The 22,592-nt window shown below is 73.2% G+C and carries 20 protein-coding genes; 11 read left to right on the top strand and 9 right to left on the bottom strand.

Features of this window, described 5'->3' with window-relative positions; genetic code table 11:
* The first annotated feature begins 59 nt into the window (after window positions 1–59).
* From ACIPXC_RS15865 to ACIPXC_RS15875, 3 genes are all read left to right on the top strand, one after another.
* Window positions 60–704: a DUF6758 family protein gene (locus tag ACIPXC_RS15865; RefSeq protein WP_350988023.1), complete on the top strand. Its 645-nt coding sequence runs from the start codon at window positions 60–62 to the stop codon at window positions 702–704.
* Between the two features lie 101 nt (window positions 705–805).
* Entirely contained in the window at window positions 806–1,669 is an 864-nt protein-coding gene (locus ACIPXC_RS15870; RefSeq protein ID WP_401617727.1) for a PHP domain-containing protein, read from the top strand.
* A gap of 76 nt (window positions 1,670–1,745) precedes the next feature.
* Entirely contained in the window at window positions 1,746–2,351 is a 606-nt protein-coding gene (locus ACIPXC_RS15875; RefSeq protein WP_030962530.1) for a MarC family protein, read from the top strand.
* Window positions 2,352–2,420: 69 nt separating this feature from the next.
* Here ACIPXC_RS15875 and ACIPXC_RS15880 read toward each other — a convergent pair whose 3' ends face one another.
* From ACIPXC_RS15880 to ACIPXC_RS15890, 3 genes are all read right to left on the bottom strand, one after another.
* The gene (locus ACIPXC_RS15880) at window positions 2,421–2,573 is read right to left on the bottom strand and encodes a hypothetical protein (protein ID WP_199819290.1); all 153 of its coding nucleotides are present in this window, start codon (window positions 2,571–2,573) and stop codon (window positions 2,421–2,423) included.
* Between the two features lie 96 nt (window positions 2,574–2,669).
* Window positions 2,670–3,527 carry an alpha/beta fold hydrolase gene (locus ACIPXC_RS15885; RefSeq protein ID WP_401617732.1) on the bottom strand — a complete coding sequence of 286 codons (858 nt, stop codon included), beginning with the start codon at window positions 3,525–3,527 and terminating at the stop codon, window positions 2,670–2,672.
* A 103-nt stretch (window positions 3,528–3,630) separates the two neighbouring features.
* Entirely contained in the window at window positions 3,631–5,649 is a 2,019-nt protein-coding gene (locus tag ACIPXC_RS15890) for a DEAD/DEAH box helicase (RefSeq protein WP_401617735.1), read from the bottom strand.
* A gap of 446 nt (window positions 5,650–6,095) precedes the next feature.
* Here ACIPXC_RS15890 and ACIPXC_RS15895 point away from each other — a divergent pair, with 446 nt between their 5' ends.
* A complete protein-coding gene (locus ACIPXC_RS15895) occupies window positions 6,096–6,854 on the top strand; it encodes a ferritin-like fold-containing protein (protein ID WP_401617738.1) in 759 nt (252 codons plus the stop codon).
* Between the two features lie 103 nt (window positions 6,855–6,957).
* On the opposite strand, the gene ACIPXC_RS15900 is transcribed toward ACIPXC_RS15895, so the two are convergent.
* The 4 genes from ACIPXC_RS15900 to ACIPXC_RS15915 all read right to left on the bottom strand — a co-directional run bounded on the left by ACIPXC_RS15900 (window position 6,958) and on the right by ACIPXC_RS15915 (window position 8,760).
* A complete protein-coding gene (locus ACIPXC_RS15900) occupies window positions 6,958–7,257 on the bottom strand; it encodes a hypothetical protein (RefSeq protein ID WP_401617938.1) in 300 nt (99 codons plus the stop codon).
* Between the two features lie 122 nt (window positions 7,258–7,379).
* Entirely contained in the window at window positions 7,380–7,607 is a 228-nt protein-coding gene (locus ACIPXC_RS15905) for a DUF3107 domain-containing protein (protein ID WP_030029459.1), read from the bottom strand.
* A 139-nt stretch (window positions 7,608–7,746) separates the two neighbouring features.
* On the bottom strand, window positions 7,747–8,397 hold the full coding sequence (locus tag ACIPXC_RS15910) for a TetR/AcrR family transcriptional regulator (protein WP_401617741.1): 651 nt from the start codon (window positions 8,395–8,397) through the stop codon (window positions 7,747–7,749).
* Between the two features lie 147 nt (window positions 8,398–8,544).
* The gene (locus tag ACIPXC_RS15915; protein ID WP_401617743.1) at window positions 8,545–8,760 is read right to left on the bottom strand and encodes a hypothetical protein; all 216 of its coding nucleotides are present in this window, start codon (window positions 8,758–8,760) and stop codon (window positions 8,545–8,547) included.
* A gap of 132 nt (window positions 8,761–8,892) precedes the next feature.
* Between ACIPXC_RS15915 and ACIPXC_RS15920 the strand changes: the two genes are divergently transcribed.
* From ACIPXC_RS15920 to moeZ, 7 genes are all read left to right on the top strand, one after another.
* A complete protein-coding gene (locus ACIPXC_RS15920; protein WP_401617745.1) occupies window positions 8,893–9,888 on the top strand; it encodes an alpha/beta fold hydrolase in 996 nt (331 codons plus the stop codon).
* Window positions 9,889–9,894: 6 nt separating this feature from the next.
* Window positions 9,895–11,400: a DUF3152 domain-containing protein gene (locus ACIPXC_RS15925; RefSeq protein WP_401617748.1), complete on the top strand. Its 1,506-nt coding sequence runs from the start codon at window positions 9,895–9,897 to the stop codon at window positions 11,398–11,400.
* Window positions 11,401–11,843: 443 nt separating this feature from the next.
* Window positions 11,844–13,463, top strand: coding sequence for a GT4 family glycosyltransferase PelF (pelF, locus tag ACIPXC_RS15930; RefSeq protein WP_401617751.1), 1,620 nt, complete (start codon window positions 11,844–11,846; stop codon window positions 13,461–13,463).
* Window positions 13,460–14,428: a hypothetical protein gene (locus ACIPXC_RS15935; protein ID WP_401617754.1), complete on the top strand. Its 969-nt coding sequence runs from the start codon at window positions 13,460–13,462 to the stop codon at window positions 14,426–14,428. The genes pelF and ACIPXC_RS15935 overlap by 4 nt, the downstream gene beginning before the upstream one ends.
* A 149-nt stretch (window positions 14,429–14,577) precedes the next feature.
* A complete protein-coding gene (locus ACIPXC_RS15940; protein WP_392577941.1) occupies window positions 14,578–15,588 on the top strand; it encodes an NAD-dependent epimerase/dehydratase in 1,011 nt (336 codons plus the stop codon).
* Window positions 15,576–16,331 carry a spherulation-specific family 4 protein gene (locus ACIPXC_RS15945; protein ID WP_401617757.1) on the top strand — a complete coding sequence of 252 codons (756 nt, stop codon included), beginning with the start codon at window positions 15,576–15,578 and terminating at the stop codon, window positions 16,329–16,331. Before ACIPXC_RS15940 ends, ACIPXC_RS15945 begins: the two co-directional genes overlap by 13 nt.
* A 63-nt stretch (window positions 16,332–16,394) precedes the next feature.
* Window positions 16,395–17,573, top strand: a complete 1,179-nt coding sequence (gene moeZ, locus ACIPXC_RS15950; RefSeq protein WP_401617760.1) for an adenylyltransferase/sulfurtransferase MoeZ — start codon at window positions 16,395–16,397, stop codon at window positions 17,571–17,573.
* A gap of 129 nt (window positions 17,574–17,702) precedes the next feature.
* On the opposite strand, the gene ACIPXC_RS15955 is transcribed toward moeZ, so the two are convergent.
* Window positions 17,703–19,307, bottom strand: coding sequence for an alpha/beta hydrolase (locus ACIPXC_RS15955; RefSeq protein ID WP_401617762.1), 1,605 nt, complete (start codon window positions 19,305–19,307; stop codon window positions 17,703–17,705).
* Between the two features lie 369 nt (window positions 19,308–19,676).
* Window positions 19,677–22,529, bottom strand: coding sequence for a lysylphosphatidylglycerol synthase domain-containing protein (locus ACIPXC_RS15960; protein WP_401617765.1), 2,853 nt, complete (start codon window positions 22,527–22,529; stop codon window positions 19,677–19,679).
* Window positions 22,530–22,592: the final 63 nt, after the last annotated feature.

A 22,592-nucleotide genomic window follows, 5' to 3' on the forward strand; every position in this document is an offset into this window, starting at 1 on the left:
AGCCCGGACGGGTGACCATGCCTTGACGGGCGGCCGGGCGGGGAGGAGCGTGGCTACCTATGAGGGGTGAACCAACTTGCCCGAAGTGCGGTGGCCGGGTCAGGGCGCCCGGACTCTTCTCCGACTCCTGGCAGTGCGCGGTGCACGGCGCTGTCCACCCCCTGCAACCCGTCATCCCGCCGAGCGTGGAGGGTCTGGGCGTGGTCGTGCACCGGGCGCGGGTGCCGGTGTGGATGCCGTGGCCGCTGCCGCTCGGATGGCTGTTCACCGGAGTGGCGTCCGCCGGTGACGACCGCAGCGGGGGCAGGGCGACGGTGGTCGCCTGCTCGGGACCCGGACCGGTGGGCGGCATGGGGGAGCTGCTGCTGATCGCGGAGGAGCTGGGCGTGGGCCTGGGCGCGCGGTACGCGGGCATCGACGGCCTCGACCCCGGCCGGTCCATCAACATGGCCGGGCCGCCGCACACCAAGGTGGTCGCGGCGGGCCGGCCCACACCGCTGTGGCACGTCGGCGGCGGCCCGGACGACCGGGCCGTCTTCGCCGGCGAGGCGCGCGGCCTGTGGTTGTGGGCGATCGTCTGGCCGCAGCAGTCCGGCCTCCTGCTCTACGACGAGCTGGTCCTGACCGACCTGCGCGAGGGGGGTGCCGAGGTCGAACTCCTGCCGTGCGGGGCGCTGAGCCCGCGCATCCTGGGTCCGGTGTAGGTCCTCCGGCGCGTCCGCGCGGACATCCTTCCGGCGAAAGCGGACCTTCCGCCCGGTTATCCTGGGGTGTCCCCCGCCCGTACGACCCATGGAGCCCGGCTGTGCGCATCGACCTGCACGCCCACTCCACGGCGTCCGACGGTACGGACACCCCCGCGGAGCTGGTGCGCCATGCCGCCGGCGCCGGGCTGGACGTGGTCGCGCTGACCGACCACGACACCGTGGGCGGGTACGGCGAGGCCCTTGCGGCCCTGCCCGCGGGACTCACGCTGGTGACCGGTGCCGAGCTGTCCTGTCGGCTCGACGGCACCGGCGTGCACATGCTCGCCTACCTCTTCGACCCCGAGGAGCCCGAGCTCGCCCGCGAGCGGGAACTCGTCCGGGACGACCGGGTCCCGCGAGCCCGGACCATGGTCGGCAAGCTCCAGGACCTCGGCGTGGACATCACCTGGGAGCAGGTGGCGCGGATCGCCGGGGACGGTTCGGTCGGGCGGCCGCACATCGCCACCGCCCTGGTCGAACTGGGCGTCGTGCCCACCGTCTCGGACGCCTTCACTGCGGACTGGCTCGCCGACGGCGGCCGCGCGTACGCCGAGAAGCACGAACTGGACCCCTTCGACGCGGTACGCCTGGTCAAGGCGGCCGGCGGCGTCACCGTCCTCGCGCACCCCGCCGCGGTCAAGCGCGGCCGGTGCGTGCCGGAGTCCGCGATAGCCGAGCTGGCGGCCGCGGGCCTGGACGGCATCGAGGTGGACCACATGGACCACGACGCCGGCACCCGCGCACGCCTGCGCGCTCTGGCGGCGGACCTCGCACTGCTGACCACGGGCTCCAGCGACTACCACGGCAGCCGCAAGACCTGCCGTCTCGGCGAGTACACGACCGACCCCGAGGTCTACGGCGAGATCACGCGCCGCGCGACCGGGGCCTTCCCCGTGCCCGGCGCCGGCGGACGCGAGCGCTGACCGGCCACTTCGCGGCCCGCTCGACCCGTCCCACACTTCTTCTTCGCGACACCCCTCTCTCCTGCAAGGCATCACTGTGTTCGACTTCGCCGTCTTCGGATCCCTTTTTCTCACCCTTTTTGTGATTATGGACCCGCCGGGTATCACGCCGATCTTCCTGGCGCTGACCTCCGGCCGTCCCGTCAAGGTGCAGCGCCGCATGGCCTGGCAGGCCGTCTGCGTGGCCTTCGGCGTGATCGCGGTCTTCGGTCTCTGCGGTCAGCAGATCCTCGACTACCTGCACGTCTCCGTCCCGGCGCTGATGATCGCCGGTGGTCTGCTGCTCCTGCTGATCGCGCTCGACCTGCTCACGGGCAAGACCGACGAGCCCAAGCAGACCAAGGACGTGAACGTCGCCCTGGTGCCGCTCGGCATGCCGCTGCTGGCCGGGCCCGGTGCGATCGTCTCCGTCATCCTGGCCGTCCAGAAGGCCGACGGTGCGGCCGCCCAGGTCTCCGTCTGGGCCGCGATCATCGCCATGCACGCCGTGCTGTGGATCACGATGCGCTACTCGCTGGTGATCATCCGGGTCATCAAGGACGGCGGCGTCGTCCTCGTCACCCGGCTCGCGGGCATGATGCTCTCGGCGATCGCCGTCCAGCAGATCATCAACGGCGTGCTCCAGGTCGTCCAGGGGGCCTGACCGCCCGGGACCCCGCGCACGCGAACGCCCCCGCACCGGTGCGGGGGCGTGAACGTTTCGCGCGGGGCGTCAGGAGGACGCACTCCCGGCCGGTCGGATCAGGATGCGCTGGCCGATCGACGCGGCCTGCTGCACGATCCGGTTGACGGAGGCCGCGTCCACGACGGTGCTGTCCACGGCGGTCCCGTCGACGTCGTCCAGGCGCAGAATCTCGAAGCGCACGGGGCTTCTCCCTTCGTCAGTGTTCTCCTTGCACCGGGTCAACGAAGTGTAAGCCGCAATCATTCCCTACGCTAAGGAAATTTTTTCACTGGCTAACTACACGCCGGTGGTGGAGTCCCAGAACGACGCCAGCGCGGCGCCCGTGGTCGCCGGATCCTCGGCGTTCGGGGAGTGCTCGGTCCCCGGGACGATCACCCTCCGCGCGCCCAGCCGCCGGGCCATCGCGTCCATCAGCGGCACCGGCCAGGCATAGTCCACGGCCCCGGACAGCACCAGCTTCGGGAGCGGGACCCGGGCCAGCTCGTCCACCCGGTCGGGCTCGCAGATCAGCGCCCGGCCCGTGACGATCAGCTGCTCGGGGACGGTGGCCAGCCACCGCTCGCGCAGGAAGTGCGTCAGCTCGGGGGAGTCCAGGGCCGCGTCCTGCGGGTCGTGCGCCCGCATCGCCTCCCAGATCCCGGGCATGTCGTCGCCCATCGCCTCCAGCGCGGCGACCAGCAGCTTCGTACGCGCCTGCTGCTCCTCGGCGATCGCCGCCGGGCCGCTGCTCAGCAGGGTGAGCGAGGCGAAGAGTGACGCGTCGCGCAGCACGGCGGCACGCGAGACCAGCCCGCCGAACGAGTGGCCGACCAGGTGCACGCGGTCCGGCCCCAGGGCGCGGACCTGCGCGAGGACGTCGCGGGCCAGCTCCTGAAGACCGTACGCCGACTCCTCGCGCGGGCCGGGCGTCTGGTACTGACCGCGTCCGTCGACGGCGACCACCCGGTAGCCGGCGGCGGCCAGCGGCTCCAGCAGCGCGATGAAGTCCTCCTTGCTGCCCGTGAAGCCGGGGACCAGCAGGGCGGTGCCGCGGACCGCCTCGCCGGCCTCGTGCACGGCGAAGGAACCACGGTCGGTCGACAGGTGGTACGCACGGGCGGCGGACGGCAGCGTGAGGCGCGGGGGCTTGCTCATGACCCGAGGTTACCGGCACGTAGCTTCCGGCGTGGCCCGGGTACGCCGACGGCCCCGACCCCCTTCCGAAGGGGGCCGGGGCCGTCGCCGTACGTGCCGGGTCCTACGCCTCGGGCGCGGCCGCGGCCTTGCGCGTACGGGTGCGCTTCGGCTTGGCGGGGGCCTCCTCGGCCACCGCCACCGTCTCGGCGGCGACCGGAGCGGCCGCGGCCTTGCGGGTGCGGGTGCGCTTCGGCTTGGCCGGAGCCTCCTCGGCCACCGCGACGGCCTCGGCGGCCACCGGAGCGGCCTCCGCGGCCTTGCGGGTACGGGTCCGCTTGGGCTTGACGGGGGCCTCCTCGGCCACGGCCACCGCCGGGGCCTCGGCCACCGGGGTCACCGGGGCGGGCGCGGCCTTGCGGGTGCGCCGCGCCCTGACCGGCTCGACCGGCGGAGCCATCTGGAAGTCGGGCTCGGGCGTCGTCTCCACGACCCGGCGCGGGCGTCGCGGCCGGACGGGCGCCGGCTCGACGAGCGGCGCCATCTGGAAGTCCGGCTCCGGGGCGCTCTGCACGGCCTTGCGGACGCGGGCGCGCCGCGGCTTGGCCGGGGCTTCCTCCTCGACCGGGGTCACCGCCGCGGGAGCGGCCACGGCGGGAGCCTCGGCCACGGGGACCTCGGCCGCCACGGCCGGGGCGGACTGCACCGGTACCGCGCCCACGCGGGTCCGGCGGCGACGCGGCCTGCGCGGCTCGTCGGCGGCCGGGGCCTGCGGAGCCTCGGCCACGGGGGACACCGCGACCTGCTCGGCGGCGACCTCGGCCCCGCCCCGCGTACGGCGGCGCTGGCGCGGCGTACGGGTACGGGCCGGACGCTCCTGCTCCGGGGCGGCCTGCGCGGAGCGGCCGCCACGGCCACCGCGGCCGCCGGTCTCGCCCAGGTCCTCCAGCTCCTCGGCCTTCAGGCCGGCCCGCGTGCGCTCGGCGCGCGGCAGGACGCCCTTGGTGCCGGCCGGAATGTTCAGCTGCTCGAACAGGTGCGGCGACGTGGAGTACGTCTCGACCGGCTCGTGGAAGTCCAGCTCCAGCGCCTTGTTGATCAGCTGCCAGCGCGGGATGTCGTCCCAGTCGACCAGGGTGACGGCGGTGCCCTTGTTGCCCGCGCGGCCGGTACGGCCCACGCGGTGCAGGAAGGTCTTCTCGTCCTCCGGCGTCTGGTAGTTGATGACGTGGGTCACACCCTCGACGTCGATGCCGCGCGCGGCGACGTCGGTGCACACCAGCACGTCGACCTTGCCGTTGCGGAACGCGCGCAGGGCCTGCTCACGGGCGCCCTGGCCCAGGTCGCCGTGGACGGCGCCGGACGCGAAGCCGCGCCGCTCCAGCTGCTCGGCGATGTCGGCCGCCGTGCGCTTGGTACGGCAGAAGATCATGGCCAGGCCACGGCCCTCGGCCTGCAGGATGCGGGAGACCAGCTCCGGCTTGTCCATGTTGTGCGCACGGAAGACGTGCTGCGTGATGTTGGCGACGGTCGCGCCCTCGCCGTCCTCGGAGACGGCGCGGATGTGCGTCGGCTGCGTCATGTACCGGCGGGCCAGGCCGATGACCGCGCCCGGCATGGTCGCCGAGAACAGCATCGTCTGACGCTTGGCGGGCAGGTAGGCCATGATCTTCTCGACGTCGGGCAGGAAGCCCAGGTCGAGCATCTCGTCGGCCTCGTCCAGGACGAGGGCCCGGACGCGCGACAGGTCGAGCTTGCGCTGGCCGGCCAGGTCGAGCAGGCGGCCCGGGGTGCCGACGATCACGTCGACGCCCTTGTTCAGGGCCTCGACCTGCGGCTCGTAGGCGCGGCCACCGTATATGGCCAGGACGCGGACGTTGCGGACCTTGCCGGCGGTCAGCAGGTCGTTGGTGACCTGGGTGCACAGCTCGCGGGTCGGAACCACCACGAGGGCCTGCGGGGCGTCGGTCAGCTGGTCGGGCGTGGCCCGGCCGGCCTCGACGTCCGCGGGGACGACGACCCGCTCCAGCAGCGGAAGCCCAAAACCGAGCGTCTTGCCGGTTCCGGTCTTGGCCTGGCCGATGACGTCCGTGCCGGAAAGGGCGACGGGGAGGGTCATCTCCTGGATCGGGAAGGGGGACACAATGCCGACTGCTTCAAGGGCTTCGGCCGTCTCGGGAAAGATCCCGAGGTCTCGGAACGTAGTCAGGGTGCTGCCTCTTCTGTGAGACGCGGCGCGAGGCGGCGAGGGGGGTCCTACCGTGCTGTGCTTGCAGTACTGCCACGTACGAAGCTGCGCGGGACCACTGGCCTTCGCTCAAGCGCTCTGCCGCTGAGGGGGCCCCTCGTGGGAGGCGGTACGCATGTGCGTACGCACCGCACCGAGGGCGGTCGGTTGGAGCCGATCGGGCCACCGACCGGGCATCCTCATTCGGATGGCCCGCCGAGTATTCGGCAGGCGCATTACCACTGTACCTCGGAATCGCGCAGGTGTGTCGGGTGAATTCACCGGGGCGGTCGGTTTAGGTGGACAGGCTGTGAGTAGACGTGGTGACTTGGGACGCCATTCGGCGGGCTATTGTGCGGAGCATGCCGACCGTAGAAAACGCCTCGCCCGCCGACGACAGCAACCCCGCCGAGGCCACGGGGATCGCCTCGCAGGACTGGGCGACCGCATCTGCCTCGCCGCAGTACCGGGCCGCCGTCGTGGACTTGCTCGGCGCGCTCGCGTACGGGGAGCTCGCGGCCTTCGAGCGCCTCGCGGAGGACGCGAAGCTCGCGCCCACCCTGGACGACAAGGCCGAGCTCGCCGCGATGGCCTCCGCCGAGTTCCACCACTTCGAGCGGCTCCGCGACCGCCTCGCGAAGATCGAGGCCGAGCCCACCGCCGCCATGCAGCCCTTCGCTCAGGGCGTCGACGACTTCCACCGCCAGACCGCCCCGTCGGACTGGCTGGAGGGCCTGGTCAAGGCGTACGTCGGCGACTCCATCGCCAGTGATTTCTACCGCGAGGTCGCCTCCCACCTGGACAGCGACACCCGCGCGCTGGTGCTCGGAGTGCTCGACGACACCGGCCACGGCAACTTCGCCGTCGAGAAGGTGCGCGCCGCGATCGAGGCCGACCCGCGCTGCGGCGGCCGGCTCGCCCTGTGGGCCCGCCGTCTCATGGGTGAGGCCCTCTCGCAGGCCCAGCGGGTGGTCGCCGAGCGCGACGCACTCTCCACCATGCTGGTCGGCGGCGTCGACGGGATGGCGGCGGGCTTCGACCTCGCGGCCGTCGGCGAGATGTTCACCCGGATCACCAAGGCCCACACCAAGCGGATGGCGGCGCTCGGACTCGCCGCCTGACCGGACGGTCCCGTACGTCGTCGGCCCCGGCGCGCCGTGTGCGCGCCGGGGCCGACGCACGCGGCCCTGGGGGGGCGGACTCAGGCTGTCCCGCCCTCAGGGGTCATCCTCGCGACGGGAGTGAAAACGGAGTCCTGTGGGGGCGCCTGCGGGACGCGTGGGCCGGACGGAGCAGCAGGGACAGCACCACGGCCGACACCAGCACCGCTCCGATGAAGGAAGCCATCAGGGTGTAGTGCCCCGGGCCGAGTGCGAAGTGGGTGAGATACGCCCCGAACAGCGCCCCCAGCACTCCGCTGACCATTACCACCCTCCGCGAGGGGAGCCGGGACGCGAGTGCCCGGACGGCTGCGGCGGACAGGGCGAGGCCCAACAGCGCGGAGCCGAGCACTTCCATCAGCAGCATCAGGTCTCTCCCATACGTCAGGGCAAACCGGGTCACTGCGGTCCTACCCGAAGCGGAAGAAGGAGAAACGGCCCGGTGGAATCAACCACCGGGCCGTTTCGGACAGTTCTCAGAGCTTCTCAGAGCGCTCCGAAACCGACCTTGCGTGCGGTCGGCTCACCCAGGTCGACGTACGACAGGCGGTCGGACGGCACCAGGACCTTGCGGCCCTTGCTGTCGGTGAGGCTCAGCAGCGGCTCGTTGCCGGACAGCGCGGCGCTGACGATGCTCTCCAGCTCCTCGGCGCTCAGGTCGCTCTCCAGCACGATCTCCCGGGGTGCGTGCTGCACGCCGATCTTGACCTCCACGGCTTTGTCCCTCCGACGATCCGGTTCGCGCGATCAGCCGCGCCGTACGCGGTCCACATTAGCCCGGAGAGGGGATGCGGACCGCGCAGAGCGGACACGCTGGCAGCGAACACCGGGGGTGGCGCCCGGCGAGAACGGTTCAGGACTCCGTGCCGGACTCCGCGCCGTGCAGCGGGAAGCCGGCGATGCCGCGCCAGGCGAGCGAGGTGAGCAGACCGACCGCCGTCTCACGGGCGACCGGGCTCTCGCTGGAGAGCCAGTAGCGGGCCACGACCTGCGAGACCCCGCCCAGACCCACGGCCAGCAGCATCGACTCGTCCTTGGACAGACCGGTGTCCTCGGCGATGACGTCGGAGATGGCCTCGGCGCACTGCAGCGAGACGCGGTCGACGCGCTCGCGCACCGCGGGCTCGTTCGTCAGGTCGGACTCGAAGACCAGCCGGAAGGCGCCGCCCTCGTCCTCCACGTACGCGAAGTAGGCGTCCATCGTGGCGGCCACGCGCAGCTTGTTGTCGGTCGTCGACGCGAGCGCCGTGCGCACGGCCAGCAGCAGCGCCTCGCAGTGCTGGTCCAGCAGCGCCAGGTACAGGTCGAGCTTGCCGGGGAAGTGCTGGTACAGCACCGGCTTGCTGACTCCGGCGCGCTCGGCGATGTCGTCCATCGCCGCCGCGTGGTAACCCTGGGCGACGAAGACCTCCTGGGCCGCGCCCAGCAGCTGGTTGCGCCGGGCTCGGCGCGGCAGTCGCGTGCCCCGCGGACGCGCTGCCTCGGTCTGCTCGATGGCTGTCACGCCGCCTCCCACTTTCTCTCGGAACACAGGCGCTCTGCGCCGCGCCGCCATCGTACTTTTCGGTAACCCGTTCTGGGGGGTCCAAGCCGAGTTTTCTCGCGGTACGGACGGCCCGGAGGCGCTGGTCAGCGGTCGGTCGACAGCCGGTCAGCGGTAGTCGTCCTCGTCGAGCTGCACCACTCGCGCCTGCTCGGCGGCGTCGCCCTCCGCGGCCTGGCCCGCCTCCCGGCCGGTGGCGGGATCGTCGTCGCCCGGTCGGAGATCGGCCTGCTGCTCCGCCACATCCGCCTCGGGGGCCTCAGGATCGAGGGATTCCGGAAACCGCTCCCGGAAGGTGTCCGGCTCCGCAGGGTCGACAGTCATGCCGCTCCCCTCGCTTCCTTGTGTCACTTACGAGCCTAGGAGGATCGCGGATGCACCGCTATGCGGATCCGCGATCGGACTGTGACCGCGAACACAACAAGTGGAACGTGATCCTCTCGTAACATTGCCCGCATGTCTTCGACCGAGCTGCCCGGCGTACGGTCCACCGTCGCACCCTCCTTCCCCGAGGGAGCGGTCCGGTTGGCCGACGGGGAGGAGCTGCGCACGGCGGTGCTGCCCGGACTGGAACTGGCCGTCCGGGTGCGCCCGCCACAGCGCGCCGACCTGCCGCCCGCCCTGTTCGTGCACGGGCTGGGCGGTTCCTCGCAGAACTGGTCGGCCCTCATGGCGCAGCTGGCGGACACCGTCGACGCCGAGGCCGTGGACCTGCCCGGCTTCGGCTGGTCCCCGCCGCCCGCCGACCGCGACTACTCCGTCACCGCGTTCGCCCGGGCGGTCATCCGCCACCTCGACGCCGCGGGGCGTGGGCCGGTGCACCTCTTCGGCAACTCCCTCGGCGGAGCCGTCTCCACCCGGGTCGCGGCCGTCCGCCCCGACCTCGTGCGCACCCTGACACTTGTCTCGCCGGCCCTCCCCGAGCTGCGCGTGCAGCGGTCGGCCGTGCCGACGGCACTCCTGGCCCTGCCCGGGGTGGCCGCGCTCTTCAGCCGCATGACCCAGGGCCTCAGCGCCGAACAGCGCACCCGGGGGGTGACGGAGCTCTGTTACGGAGACCCCTCCCGGGTGACTCCCGAAGGGTTCCGCAACGCGGTGGAGGAGATGGAGCGCCGGATGGCGCTCCCCTACTTCTGGGACGTGATGACCCGCACCTCGCGCGGCATCGTCGACGCCTACACCCTCGGCGGCCAGCACGGCCTGTGGCGGCAGGCGCAGCGGGTGCTCGCCCCGTCCCTGCTGGTCTACGGTGGCCGCGACCAGCTGGTCTCGTACCGCATGGCGCACCGGGCGGCGGCGGCCTTCCGGGGTTCGCGGCTGCTGTGTCTGCCGGAGGCCGGGCACGTGGCGATGATGGAGTACCCCGAGGTGGTGGCCGCCGCCTTCACGGAGCTGCTGCGCGACACCGGCGCAGGGGCTGCGGACCGGGACACCGAAGACGGCAGGGGCTGAGGGGTCGTGGGACGACACAGTCGAAAATCCGGGGCGCCCGCTGCGGAGTCCGCTCCGGCGCAGGCGCCCGCCGCAGCGCGCCCGCAGGCGCAGCCGGATCCCGCCGGGTACGAGGAGCCGTACGCGTACGACGCGTTCGGCAACGACGTCCACGGCGGCGACGTCTTCGGCGACGGGGCCCCGTACGCCGCGTGGCCCGAGCCGACCGTCACCCACCAGGGGTACGTCGCGCAGCACCTGCCCGCCTCCGGCGCGCGGGACGACGGCCATCCGCAGCAGTACGAACCGGGCGGCGCCTGGGGTGCCCGGCCCGACTCCGACTCCGGTTCCGTGTACGGGGACTGGCGCGGGGTGCCGCGTTCCCGCCCGGAGGCTCCCGCGGCCGCGGCCGCGGCCGCGCTCCTGGACGGCGGCACCCCGGCCTTCGGTACACCCGCCGTGGGCTTCCCGCAGGTCATCCCGACGCCGCCGGCGCAGGTCCCCGCGTACGGGGTGCCGGAGGCCGACGCCCTCACCTCCACCGGCTCGCACCGCCGGGTGCCCGGCCCGCGCAGGCCGGCCGACGCCGGGACGGTGGCCGCCGAACCCGCGCCCGAGCCCGCCGCCGAGTCCGCCTCCGCCGAGTCCGCCGCGGCCGAGTCCGCCGCCGAGAAGTCCGGCTCCGGCCGCGGCAAGAAGGCCCTCGCGTACACCGGTATGGCCGCGGCCGCGGTCACCACCGTCCTCGCGGTGGTCGTCGGGGGCCAGTCCTTCATCGACGGCGACGCCGACGAGACCAGGGCCGGCGGGCCCGCCGCCACCGACAAGGACCGCAGCGACCCGGCCGCCTCCCGCTCCGAAGGGCGCCCGACCCCGAACGGCGGCGCGGCCGTACCCGTCGCGCCGCCCGCCGCCGCGCCCGCGCCCGAGCTGACCTACGAGCAGCAGATGGCCGCGCAGCTGCCCCTCGACCCGAAACTCGCCGGCCCCGGGACCTTCGACACCGTGCCGGGCGTGGCCAAGGCCCCCGGCAAGGGCAGGATCGTGCGCTACCGCGTCGACGTCGAGCAGGGCCTGGGCCTGGACTCGCAGCTCTTCGCCGAGGCCGTCCACCGCACCCTCAACGACGACCGCAGCTGGGGTCACGGCGGCACCAGGACCTTCGAACGGGTACCGGGCGGCAAGGCCGACTTCGTGATCACCCTCGCCAGTCCCGGCACCACCGGGGTCTGGTGCGCCAAGTCCGGCCTCGACACCGTCGTCGGCAACGTCTCCTGCGACTCCGCGAGCACCGAGCGGGTGATGATCAACGCCTTCCGCTGGGCCCAGGGCTCCGAGAGCTACGGTCCGGACCAGATGCTGACCTACCGTCAGATGCTCATCAACCACGAGGTCGGTCACCGGCTCGGGCACGGCCACGTCAACTGCCGCACCCCCGGAGCGCTCGCCCCGGTCATGCAGCAGCAGACCAAGTCCCTCACCATCGACGGCATCCAGTGCAGGCCCAACCCCTGGGCGTTCCCCGAGGGCTGAGGCCGTGCGCCGGGCGCGCGCCAGGTGCCCGGCTGCTGTCCGCGCTGCGTTGCGGCGGCACGACGGGCATGCCCGCGGCGTCCGGCGGGGGACCGGGCGGGGGCCGCCACGACCGCTGTCCGCAGGAGTACGAGGTCCACGACCGTCCCGCACACCCCTGACCCGTCGGCGGCCGGTGGCCGTACCGGCGCTGGGAGGTGTCCGGGAGGCGTCCGGGAGGTCGGGGTCCCGGACGCCCCGGGGCCCGCTGCCGCGGGACCTTCGAGGCTGTACTTCTAGCGTGCTCGAACGCGAACCGTACGGGAAAGTTACGACTCTTCACCCCTTCCGGTGGCGCGACGGACAACCGTCCGTCGCGCCTGCGGCATATCCGCTTGAGTTCTCCAGCGGCGGGTCGCCTGACCGACGGCGACCGCCTTAACGGGAGATCGGGGGTGCCACTCGTGCGGATCGGACTGCTCACCGAAGGTGGTTATCCGTATGCGACGGGCGAGGCCAGGCCGTGGTACGACCGGCTCGTGCGCGGACTCCCGCAGCACGAGTTCGAGCTCTACGCGCTGAGCCGCAGCGCCGAGCAGGGACGCGCCCGGGTCCCGCTGCCCGAACACGTCACCCACGTCCGTACGGCCGCCCTCTGGGCCCCCGCCGACGACGGGCGGACCTACTCCCGGCGCGAGCGGCGGCGCTTCGCCGACTGCTTCAAGGAGCTGGTCCACGGGATCTGCGCCGCGGCCCCGGAACCCTTCGCCACCGGACTGTACGGACTCGCCGACCTCGCCCGCGAGCAGGGCGGGCTGTACGCGGCCCTGCGCTCCGAGTCCGCGGTGCGGGCACTGGAGGCCGCCTGCCGGGCACCGGGCGCGAGCCGTTCCGTACGGGCGGCGCAGGTGACCGACCTGCTCCGGTTCGTCGACGCACTGGAGGCCGTGCTGCGGCCGCTGTCCCTGGACTGGTACGAGGAGAGCACCCGGGGCGAGGGCCTCGGCGCGGTCGACGTCTGCCACGCCGCCGCGGGCGGGGTGGCGGCGCTCCCCGGTCTGCTGGCCAAACGCTTCTTCGGGGTCCCGCTGCTGGTCACCGAGTACGGGGTCCAGCTGCGCGCCCACTACCTGACCCACCTCGGCACCGGCGGGGGCGAGGAGTCCCGACCCGCCGTACGGGCCCTGCTCGGCGCCTTCCACCTGCGGCTCGCCTCCGAGATCTACGCCCGGGCCGACTTCCTGACCCCCGGCAACGCCCACGCCCGGCGCTGGCAGGAGCGCTGCGGCGCCACCCGCGACCGGCTGCGGACCGTCCACCCGGGGATGGAGGCGGACCGATTCGCCACCGTAGGGGAGGCCGCCGACCGCGGGGACCCCGACACCCTCGTCTGGGTCGGCCGGGTGGAGCCCGCCAAGGACCTCGTCGCCCTGCTGCACGCCTTCGCCGAGGTCCGCAGAGGCGAACCGCGCGCCCGGCTGCGGATCTTCACCACGGCCGCGGACCCCGGCTACCTCGCCGACTGCCGCTCCCTCGCCGCGCAGCTGTTCCCCGACGAGGCCGCCGACAGCGTCACCGTCGGCGAGAACCCGGTCGCCTTCGAGGAGATCGGCGGCCCCGAGGCGCCCTCCGCGGCCGAGGCGTACGGCGCCGGACGGGTCGTCGTGCTGTCCTCCGTGATCGAGGGCTTCCCCGCGACCCTGGCCGAGGCGATGTTCTGCGGCCGCGCCACCGTCTCCACCGACGTCGGCGCGGTGCGCGAGGTCATCGGCGGCACCGGACTCGTCGTCCCGCCGCGCAACCCGCGCGCGCTCGCCGAGGCCTGCCTGTCCCTGCTCGGGGACGCCGAGCGGGCGGAGCGCCTCGGAGCGGCCGCCCGGGCCCGGGCCCTGGAGCTGTTCACCGTCGAGCAGAACATCACCGCCTTCCAGGAGATCTATCTGCGGCTGCTGGCCAAGGGCTCCGAACGGTCCGACGGTGGCGTCCCCTTCGCCCGGCCCCCGGAGGCGCGGGTGCCCGGGCACTGGACCAGCCCGACCTGGGCCAAGCCCGCACCGGACCCGACCGCGGAGGCTGCCGTATGACCACCGTCGACCCCGACACTGCGGCCCCGCCGGCCCCCGGGGCCCCGCCGGCCTCTGAGGTCCCGTCGGCCCCCGGGGCCCCGGCCGGGAGCCCCCGGGGAGCCACGCCGCAGGCCCGACCGCGGGTCGCGGGGGATCCCGTCAAGGCCCTGCTGCACCGGCACCGCGAGCTGTGCGAGCGGGCCGTGGACCCCCTGGAGATCGCCGCCGGGCTGGAGGCCCACGGCATCACCGACCGCACCGCCGCCCGCTTCCGCCACCGCGACGTCTTCTCCCTCGCCGAGGAGCTGTACGCCCGCAGCCCGCGCGGAGAGGCGCCCGCCCCCACCCCGGCCCCGGTCCCGGCCGGGCCGGCCGCCCACCGCCGCTTCGGCTGTGCGCTGCTGCCCGGAGCCCTCGCCGCCGGTGCGGCCGCCGCGGGTCAGGCCTGGGCCGGGCCCGCCGCCGTGGCCGTCACCGTCGCGGCGCTGGTGTGGCCGGGGCGCGCCGCCGGGAGCCGGTTCCCCTGGCTCGCGCACCTGCTCGCCGCCGCCGTCGCGGGCTGGGCGGCGCACCGGTACGGCACCGCCCTCGCGGTCGGCCTGGCGCTGGCCGTGGGGCCCGGGCACCTGCTCGCCGCCGGCTTCGCCGCCGGGGCCCGGGCCCGGCTCGACGCGAGCCGTGCCCTGGACGACTTCGCCGACCGGGCCCGGCCCCTGCTGTTCGCGGCCGTCGGCGGCTTCACCGCGGCCGCCGCCGGGGCGGCCGTGGTCGCCGGCGCACCCCTCACGGCGGCCGTGCCGCTCGCCCTGTTGCTCTTCCTCACCCGGCTCCTGCTGCGGCACGGATCCCGTCGCGGACCCGTCGCCGCCGCACTCGCCCTCGCCCTGATCCCGGTCCCGGCGGCGGCCCCCGCCGCCGCGGCCGCCCTCCTCGTCCAGGCCGTCCTCGCCCTGTCCCGCGCATCCGCGCACGCGAGGCCCTGACGTCCCCGGGACCGCCGCAGCCCTTCGGAGCCGACGCTGAGGCGCCCGGCCCGTGCCCAGTACCTCATCCATCCATCCATCCGCCCGCCCGCCCGCCCGCAAGGAGACACAGACATGACCGGCCAGCCAACCGACCAAGGGGTCACGCGATGAGGGTGCTGCTGATCGGAGCCAACGGATACCTCGGCCGCTACGTCGCCGACCGGCTGCTCGCCGACCCCGCCGTGCAGCTCACCGCGCTCGGCCGCGGCGACGACGCCGACGTCCGCTTCGACCTCGCCACCGGCAGTCCCGGAGCCCTCACGCGCTTCCTCGACGCCGTCCACCCGGGCGTCGTCATCAACTGCGCCGGAGCCACCCGGGGCGGGGCCCGCGAACTCACCCGGCACAACACCGTCGCCGTCGCGACGATCTGCGAGTCGCTGCGCCGCAGCGGCTGCGGGGCCCGGCTCGTGCAGCTCGGCTGCGCCGCGGAGTACGGACCCAGCCAGCCCGGATCCTCCACGGCCGAGGACGCCGTGCCGAGACCCGGCGGACCGTACGGCGTCAGCAAACTGGCGGCCACCGAACTGGTGCTGGGCTCCGGGCTGGACGCCGTCGTACTGCGGATCTTCTCGCCCGTCGGCCCCGGCACCCCCGCCGGATCGCCGCTCGGCCGGCTCGCCGAGGCCATGCGCCGCGCCATGCAGGCGGGCGACGGCGAGCTGAAGCTCAGCGGGCTCGGCGTCCAGCGCGACTTCGTCGACGTACGGGACGTGGCGCGGGCCGTGCACGCCGCATCCCTGTCCGCCGCCCAGGGCGTGGTGAACATCGGCACCGGCCGTGCGGTCCGGCTGCGCGACGCGGCCGCCGTCCTGGCCCGGGTCGCCGGGTACGGCGGAGCCCTGCACGAGCTGGACGTGCCGCACGGCGGACCCCAGCAGGGGCACGGACACCCGGGCCGCCCGTCCGGGCTCGCCTCCATCGGGTCGCCCCGCTCCGAGGCCACCGTCGAGCAACTGGCCGCCACCGCCCCCCAGCCGTACCCGTACCCCGACGGCTGCGGTGCCTGGCAGCAGGCGGACGTGCGCACCGCCCGCGACCGGCTCGGCTGGCGTCCCCGGATCGGCCTGGAGGAGTCCCTCGCGGACATCTGGATGGAGGCGGCGTGCCGCATCTGACCACGCCTCCCGGGGCCCTCGCCGCGGCCGCCACCGGGGCCGGCCGCCTCGGGCTGGGCATCCCCGGCTACGCGCACCCGCTGCTCGCTCCCGTGGAGTGGGCCGAGCTGACCCGCCCCGGCACCCCGCTGCACTGGGCCGTGCTGAACGTCGCGGACGGCCCGGGCGGGCGGCCCGATCCGCATTGCGGCGAAGCGGCCGCCAAGCTGCACGGCGCGGGCGGCACGGTGCTCGGCCATCTCGCGGTGCGGGACGGATCGAGGTCCTTCGGGGAGCTGGTCTCCGACGCACACCGCTTCCGGGACTGGTACGGCGTCGGCGGCTTCTACCTCGCCGGTACCCCGGCCGACAGGGCGGACCTGGCCTCGGTGCGCCGGGTGGTCGACAGCCTGCGCGGCCTGGGCGAGGACCTGTGGATCGTGCTGGGACACGGCACGCACCCCTACGAGGGCTACGCGGAGGTCGCCGACCAGCTGGTCACCTTCTCCGGGGCCTGGGCCGACTACCGCTGGTCGCAGGTGGCGGAGTGGACCGCGGAGCATCCGCCCGAGCGGTTCTGCCATCTGGTGCACGGGGTGCCGCGCACCCATCTGGAGGAGGCGATGCGGATCGCCCGCTGGCAGGGCGCCGGCACCATCTGGTTCACCGACCGCCGCGCCGTCGGGGACCGCGACCCGTGGGCGTCCATGCCCGGGTACTGGGACGAAATCGTCTCACGTATCGGAACAGGTGTCTTGGAATGAAGACGGGCGTGGCAGTGTTACGGAGAGAACCACCGTTAAGTTGTCACCATCTACGGAGTCCCCGTGTCGCTGCCACCCCTGGTCGAGCCGGCTGCTGAGCTCACCGTTGACGAGGTCCGTCGGTACTCCCGCCACCTGATCATCCCGGATGTGGGGATGGACGGTCAGAAGCGCCTGAAGAACGCGAAGGTGCTGGCCGTGGGCGCGGGCGGCCTCGGCTCGCCCGCCCTCATGTACCTGGCCGCGGCCGGCGTCGGCACGCTGGGCATCGTGGAGTTCGACGAGGTCGACGAGTCGAACCTGCAGCGCCAGATCATCCACAGCCAGTCGGACATCGGCCGCTCCAAGGCCGAGTCCGCCCGCGACAGCGTGCTGGGCATCAACCCGTACGTGAACGTGGTCCTTCACGAAGAGCGGCTTGAGGCCGAGAACGTGATGGAGATCTTCAGCCAGTACGACCTCATCGTCGACGGCACGGACAACTTCGCCACGCGCTACCTCGTCAACGACGCCTGCGTGCTGCTGAACAAGCCGTACGTGTGGGGTTCGATCTACCGCTTCGACGGCCAGGCCTCGGTCTTCTGGTCCGAGCACGGTCCGTGCTACCGCTGCCTCTACCCGGAGCCCCCGCCGCCGGGCATGGTCCCGAGCTGCGCCGAGGGCGGCGTCCTGGGCGTGCTCTGCGCGTCCATCGGCTCCATCCAGGTCACCGAGGCCATCAAGGTCCTCACGGGCGTCGGCGAGCCGCTGGTCGGCCGCCTGATGATCTACGACGCCCTGGAGATGCAGTACCGCCAGGTCAAGGTCCGCAAGGACCCGGACTGCGCGGTCTGCGGTCCGAACGCGACCGTCAAGGAGCTCATCGACTACGAGGCCTTCTGCGGCGTCGTGTCGGAGGAGGCCCAGGAGGCGGCCGCCGGCTCCACGATCACTCCGAAGCAGCTCAAGGAGTGGATCGACACCGACGAGCCGATCGAGATCATCGACGTCCGCGAGGTCAACGAGTACGAGATCGTCTCGATCCCGGGTGCGAAGCTGATTCCCAAGGGCGAGTTCCTGATGGGCACCGCCCTGCAGGACATGCCGCAGGACAAGCGCATCGTCTTGCACTGCAAGACGGGTGTCCGCAGTGCGGAAGTCCTCGCGGTCCTGAAGTCCGCGGGCTTCGCGGACGCGGTCCACGTCGGCGGTGGCGTCATCGGCTGGGTCCACCAGGTCGAGCCCGAGAAGCCGGTCTACTGATCATCCTCTGATCGGTCCTGCGAAGGGGCCGTACCCGCGCGCATCCCCGCGGGTACGGCCCCTTCGTGTGCCCGGTCCCGGTCCCGGTCCTGGTCCCGGTCCTGGTCCAGCAGCGGTGGTGGGTGGTGGTCAGGTGCCGAGGGGTTCCACCGGGGCCGACGGCTGCGCGGGGGACTCGGGGGCGTCCGGCGGCGGGGTGCAGACGGTGTTCGCCGCGGGGACCTTCCCGTCCAGCAGGTAGGAGTTCACCGCTCCCTGCACGCACGGGTCGCCGCTGTTGTAGGCCCCGTGCCCCTCGCCCTTGTACGTGAGCTCCACGCCGACGCCGGGGCCGAGCCGTTCGACCATCTTGCGGGCGCCCTCGTAGGGGGTGGCCGGGTCGCCGGTGTTGCCGATCACCAGGATCGGGTCGGCCCCCGGGGCGGAGACGTCGGGGGTCGACGAGGTGCCGGGCACCGGCCAGCCGGTGCAGCCCATCATGGCCCAGCCGAGGAAGTCCCCGAACACCGGTGAGGCGGCGCGGAATTCCGGCAGCTTCGCCCTGGTCTGCTCCAGGGTGTAGCGGTCCTTGGAGTCGACGCAGTTGATCGCCGTGTTGGCGGCGCCGATGTTGCTGTAGTTGCCGTTCTGGTCGCGGCCGTTGAGGGCGTCGGACAGCGCCATCAGCAGCTGCCCCTGGCCGCCCTCCGCCTCGTCCAGCCCCTGCTCCAGCAGCGGCCACAGCTCCTGCGAGTAGAGGGCCTGGGCGATGCCGTTGGTCGCCGAGGACTCGGTGAGCATCCGGTCGCCGATCCCCGGGACGGGTTTGGCGGCCAGCTGCTTCTGCAGCTTGATGATGTTGTCCTCGATCTCCTTGGCGGTGCTGCCCTGGAGGCGGCACTCGTCGCCGCGGTCCACACAGTCCTGTGCGAAGTTGCCGAGGGCCAGCTGGAAGCCCTTGGCCTGGCCGAGCGCCCCCTCCTCGGAGGTCGCGGTCGGGTCGACGACGGCGTCGAAGACGGCCCGGCCGACCTTGTCCGGGAAGAGGTGGGCGTAGACGCCGCCGAGCTCGGTCCCGTAGGAGATCCCGAAGTAGTTGAGCTTGTCGTCACCGAGGGCCTGGCGGATCCGGTCGAGGTCGCGGGCGGCGTTCTCGGTGCCGACGTACGGGAGCACCTTCCCGGACCTCGCCTCGCAGGCCTGCTGGTACCTGCGGGTGTTGTCGAGGAACCCCTTCACCGCCTCCGGGGTGTCGGGGGAGGAGTCCGAGGCGTAGTACGCGTCGAGCTGCCTGTTGTCCAGGCACAGGACGGGGGTGCTGCGCCCCACCCCGCGCGGGTCGAAGCTCACCAGGTCGTAGCGCGCGCGCAGGGCCTCGTACTCCTTGGCCGCGCCGGGCAGGGTGGCGATCCCGGACCCGCCGGGGCCGCCGAAGTTGAACACGAGCGAGCCGAGGCGGTCGTCCTGGTTCCTGGCCTTCGCCCTGATCAGGGCGAGAGGAATCGTTTCTCCTTCGGGGTCCGCGTAGTCGAGCGGCACATGGAGCGTGGCGCACTGCCAGCCCTTGGGCGGTGCCTGCCCGCCGCCCTGGGCAGCCGTCGGAGCCTCGCAGTCCCCCCACTTCAGAGGTGGTGCCCCTTCGGTACCGCCGGCCTTGGGCGTCTTCTCCTCCCCGCTGTCGGAACAGCCACTGGTACTGGCCGCCCCGGCCAGGAGAGCGACGGCGACTGCGACCCGCAGGAGGTATTTGGGCATGTCACCATCCTGCGCGTCCCCGTCGGACCCCGCCCGCGCGCTGACCCGTTCGGGTAGCCCGCAGGCCGTCGGCGTTTGCCCTCCATGCGCCCTGTGCCAGGACCTCCCGGGCCGCGGCCCGTCGCCGCGCAGGCCGCCATGCCGACGCCCGTCCCGGCCCTCCTCACGGCCCTGCTGCTGGTGTTCCGACCGCAGACCGGGCCGGAGGCTAGTGCTGTGGCCGGAAAGGGTCACCGCCTTACGACGCCCGGTACGGCACCTCGCCGCGTTGTCGGACCACGGAAGTACGTCCAGTACGAGCCGCGGCCCTCCGCCTAGCGATGCACCGCACCCGACGCCGCGAGACGGCAAACCCTTCCGGCCACAGCACTAGATCGCCTCCTTGCGGGTCAGGAAGTTGAAGGAGATCCACCCCGGCAGCACCGGCAGCCAGAACGTCATCAGCCGGAACAGCAGCACCGCCGAGATCGCGACCTCCTTCTCCAGTCCCGCCGCGATCAGCCCCAGCGTCAGAGTGGTCTCCACCGCGCCGATGCCGCCCGGCGTCGGCGCCGCCGACCCCAGCGCGTTGCCCGCGAGGAACACCACCGCGATGCTCGCGTAACTGATGGCCTCGCCGCCCCCGAACGCCCTGATCGACGCGTCCAGGCACATCACGAAGCAGCCGGTCAGCAGCAGCATCCCGCCGATGCCGGTCATCAGCTTCTTGGGCCGCTGGAGCACGTCCAGCATGCGCGGCACCACGCCCGCGAACAGTGCCCGCACCCGCGTGACCACGAACTTCCGCATGAACGGGACCGCTGTCACCACCAGAACGAGGACCGCCACCGTCAGCAGACCCGCGATGACCGCCCGGGACGGGGTCATCTCCGGGGTCTTCTCGGTCCCGGTCAGGTAGCCGAAGGACAGCAGCAGCAGGATGTGGCTGGCCAGGCCGAACAACTGCGAGGCGCCCACGCTCGCGACCGCCAGTCCCGGCCGGACGCCGGCCCGCTGGAGGAAGCGCGTGTTCAGCGCGACGCCGCCGACCGCCGCCGGGGCCACCAGCTTCACGAACGAACCGGCCACCTGCGCGACCACTGTCCTCAGGAAGGACACCCGCTCCGGCACGAAGCCCAGCAGGCTCATCGCCGCCGCGAAGTAGCTGAGCGCCGAGAAGGCGAGGGCCGCCCCGACCCAGCCCCACTGCGCGTCGCCGATGATGGTCCCGAAATCCACGTGCGCCAGCTGCGTGAGCAGGAAGTACGCGCCGAACGCGCCCGCGATGAAGGACACCAGGGTGCGCGGCCGGATCCGCTCCAGCCGGGCCGGCTCCACCGGCGCCTGCGGGCGGATCAGCAGCACCTGCCGGCGGATCTGGCTCAGCAGGTCCTCCTCGCGGGCCTCGTCCATCGCGTCGTCGAGGGCCCTCTTCTCGGCCTTGCGCTCGGCGGCGGCCGAGGTCGGCGCCGGGGCCGCCGCGGATCCCTCCTCCCGCGCGGCCTTCGCCGCACGCGAGGACTCCAGCACGGCCTCCCGCTCGCGCTCCGCCCGCTCCCGGGCCCGCTTGCGCAGCGTCGCCCGGGTGGAACGGCTCAGCGCGATCGGCTGGAGCAGCGGCAGGCAGTCCGCCACGATGTCCGGGCCGAGGACCGACACCGCCGAGGCCACCGCGCGCTCCGCCCCGACCCGCAGGCCCAGGGTGGTCAGCAACTGCGCGACGTCCATCCGGAGCACCAGGTCACCGGCCGCGATCTCGCCGCCGCGCAGGTCCGTCAGGATGACGTTGCCGGAACGATCCACCACCAACGCGTCCCCGGTGAGCCTGCGGTGCGCGATCCGCCGCGACTGCAGCGCGTGCACCTGCTGCCACGCGTTGCGGGTGAGGTCGTCGGTGATCTCCTCGTCGGACAGGGAGTCCAGGGTCCGGCCGCCCAGGTGCTCGTAGACGAGCATGACCGCGTCCGGGCCCAGCTCGGACGTCGCGATCAGCTTCGGCGCGTTCGCCCCGGCCGCGATGGCCGCGTAGGCGAGGAGCGCCTCCTGCTCCAGGGCCTGCCGCAGCGACTGCAGGCTGCGGCGGGTGGTGATGCCGCGCAGGGTGAGCCGGCGCCAGACCCGGTAGAAGAAGCCCTGGGCCTGCTGTTCCCGGTCGACGACGGTCACGTCGAGCGGAGGACCGTCCTCCAGGGTGACGTGGTAGCGGCGGCCGCGGTCGCCGGTCTCGGACGCCTCGGGGCCGTCGGGCATCTCGGCCCGCATCGCGCTGACCGGCTGGAAGCCGACGCGCCGCAGCCCGGCGAGGAGGTTCTGCCCGGTGGGGCGCACGTTCGGGGAGCCGACGGCGTACAGGGTGCCGTAGGCCACGCTCCAGCCGATCAGCACGGTGAGGATGATCGAGAAGGGGGTGGTGTAGCCGTTGACCAGCATGGTGAACGCGTTGAGCAGCAGGACCACCCACAGCGCCACGCGCCAGTGGGGTCTGCGGGTCATGCCCACCGCGGTCATGTAGGCGATCACGGGCGCGAGGTAGCCGTGCACGGGATCGGTGAGGGTCCCGCCGCCCGCGGGCCGGGTGAGGGCGTCCTGGATGGTGTCGGGGGCGGCCTGGGAGACCCACAGGTCGGTGGCGAGGGTGACGCCGTGCGCGAGGACGGCGGCGAGCACGCCGTCGGCGATGCGCAGCCCGTCGCGTTTGATCAGCCGTTCGATGGCGAAGGCCACGGGGAGCAGCAGCACCGCGATGCTGGAGACCAGCGCCGCCACCTTGATCAGCAGGTCCGGCGCCTGGCCGGTGCCCTTGCTGATGTCCTCCTCCAGGCCGACGGTGGTGCCGTGCGCGAAGGCGGCGATGCCGAGCAGGACGGCGATGCCGAGGATGCCGACGAGGAGGCGTACGAGGTCGGAGGGCCGGTGCACGCGGGCGGCGAGCAGCGGTTCGTCGACCTCGACCCGGTCGGCGGCGGTCGGGGCGTGCCCGTGCGCGGCCTCGGTGTCCGGCGTGGCCCCGGTGTCCCCGGTGTCCCCGGCGTCCGCGGTGTCCCCGGCGTCCGCGGTGTCCCCGGCGTCCGCGCCGCGGGTGCGGCCGGTCCGGAGTCCCGGGGCGCGGCCCGGTGCGAGGTCCTGCGGGCGGTCCTCCGGGCGGTCCTGAGGGCGGTCCTGGGGGCGGTGCTCCGGGCGGGAGGCGGGGCCGTCGTCAGGGCGCGCGCCATCGTCCCCCGCCGCGCCGTCCGGAGGGCTCACACCCTGCTCCTTCGTCGTCACATCCGTCTCTTCTTGATCACGTATCACCAGTCACCGCCCGGA

Origin of the sequence: Streptomyces sp. NPDC090021, assembly GCF_044748225.1 — a bacterium.
Lineage (GTDB): Bacteria > Actinomycetota > Actinomycetes > Streptomycetales > Streptomycetaceae > Streptomyces.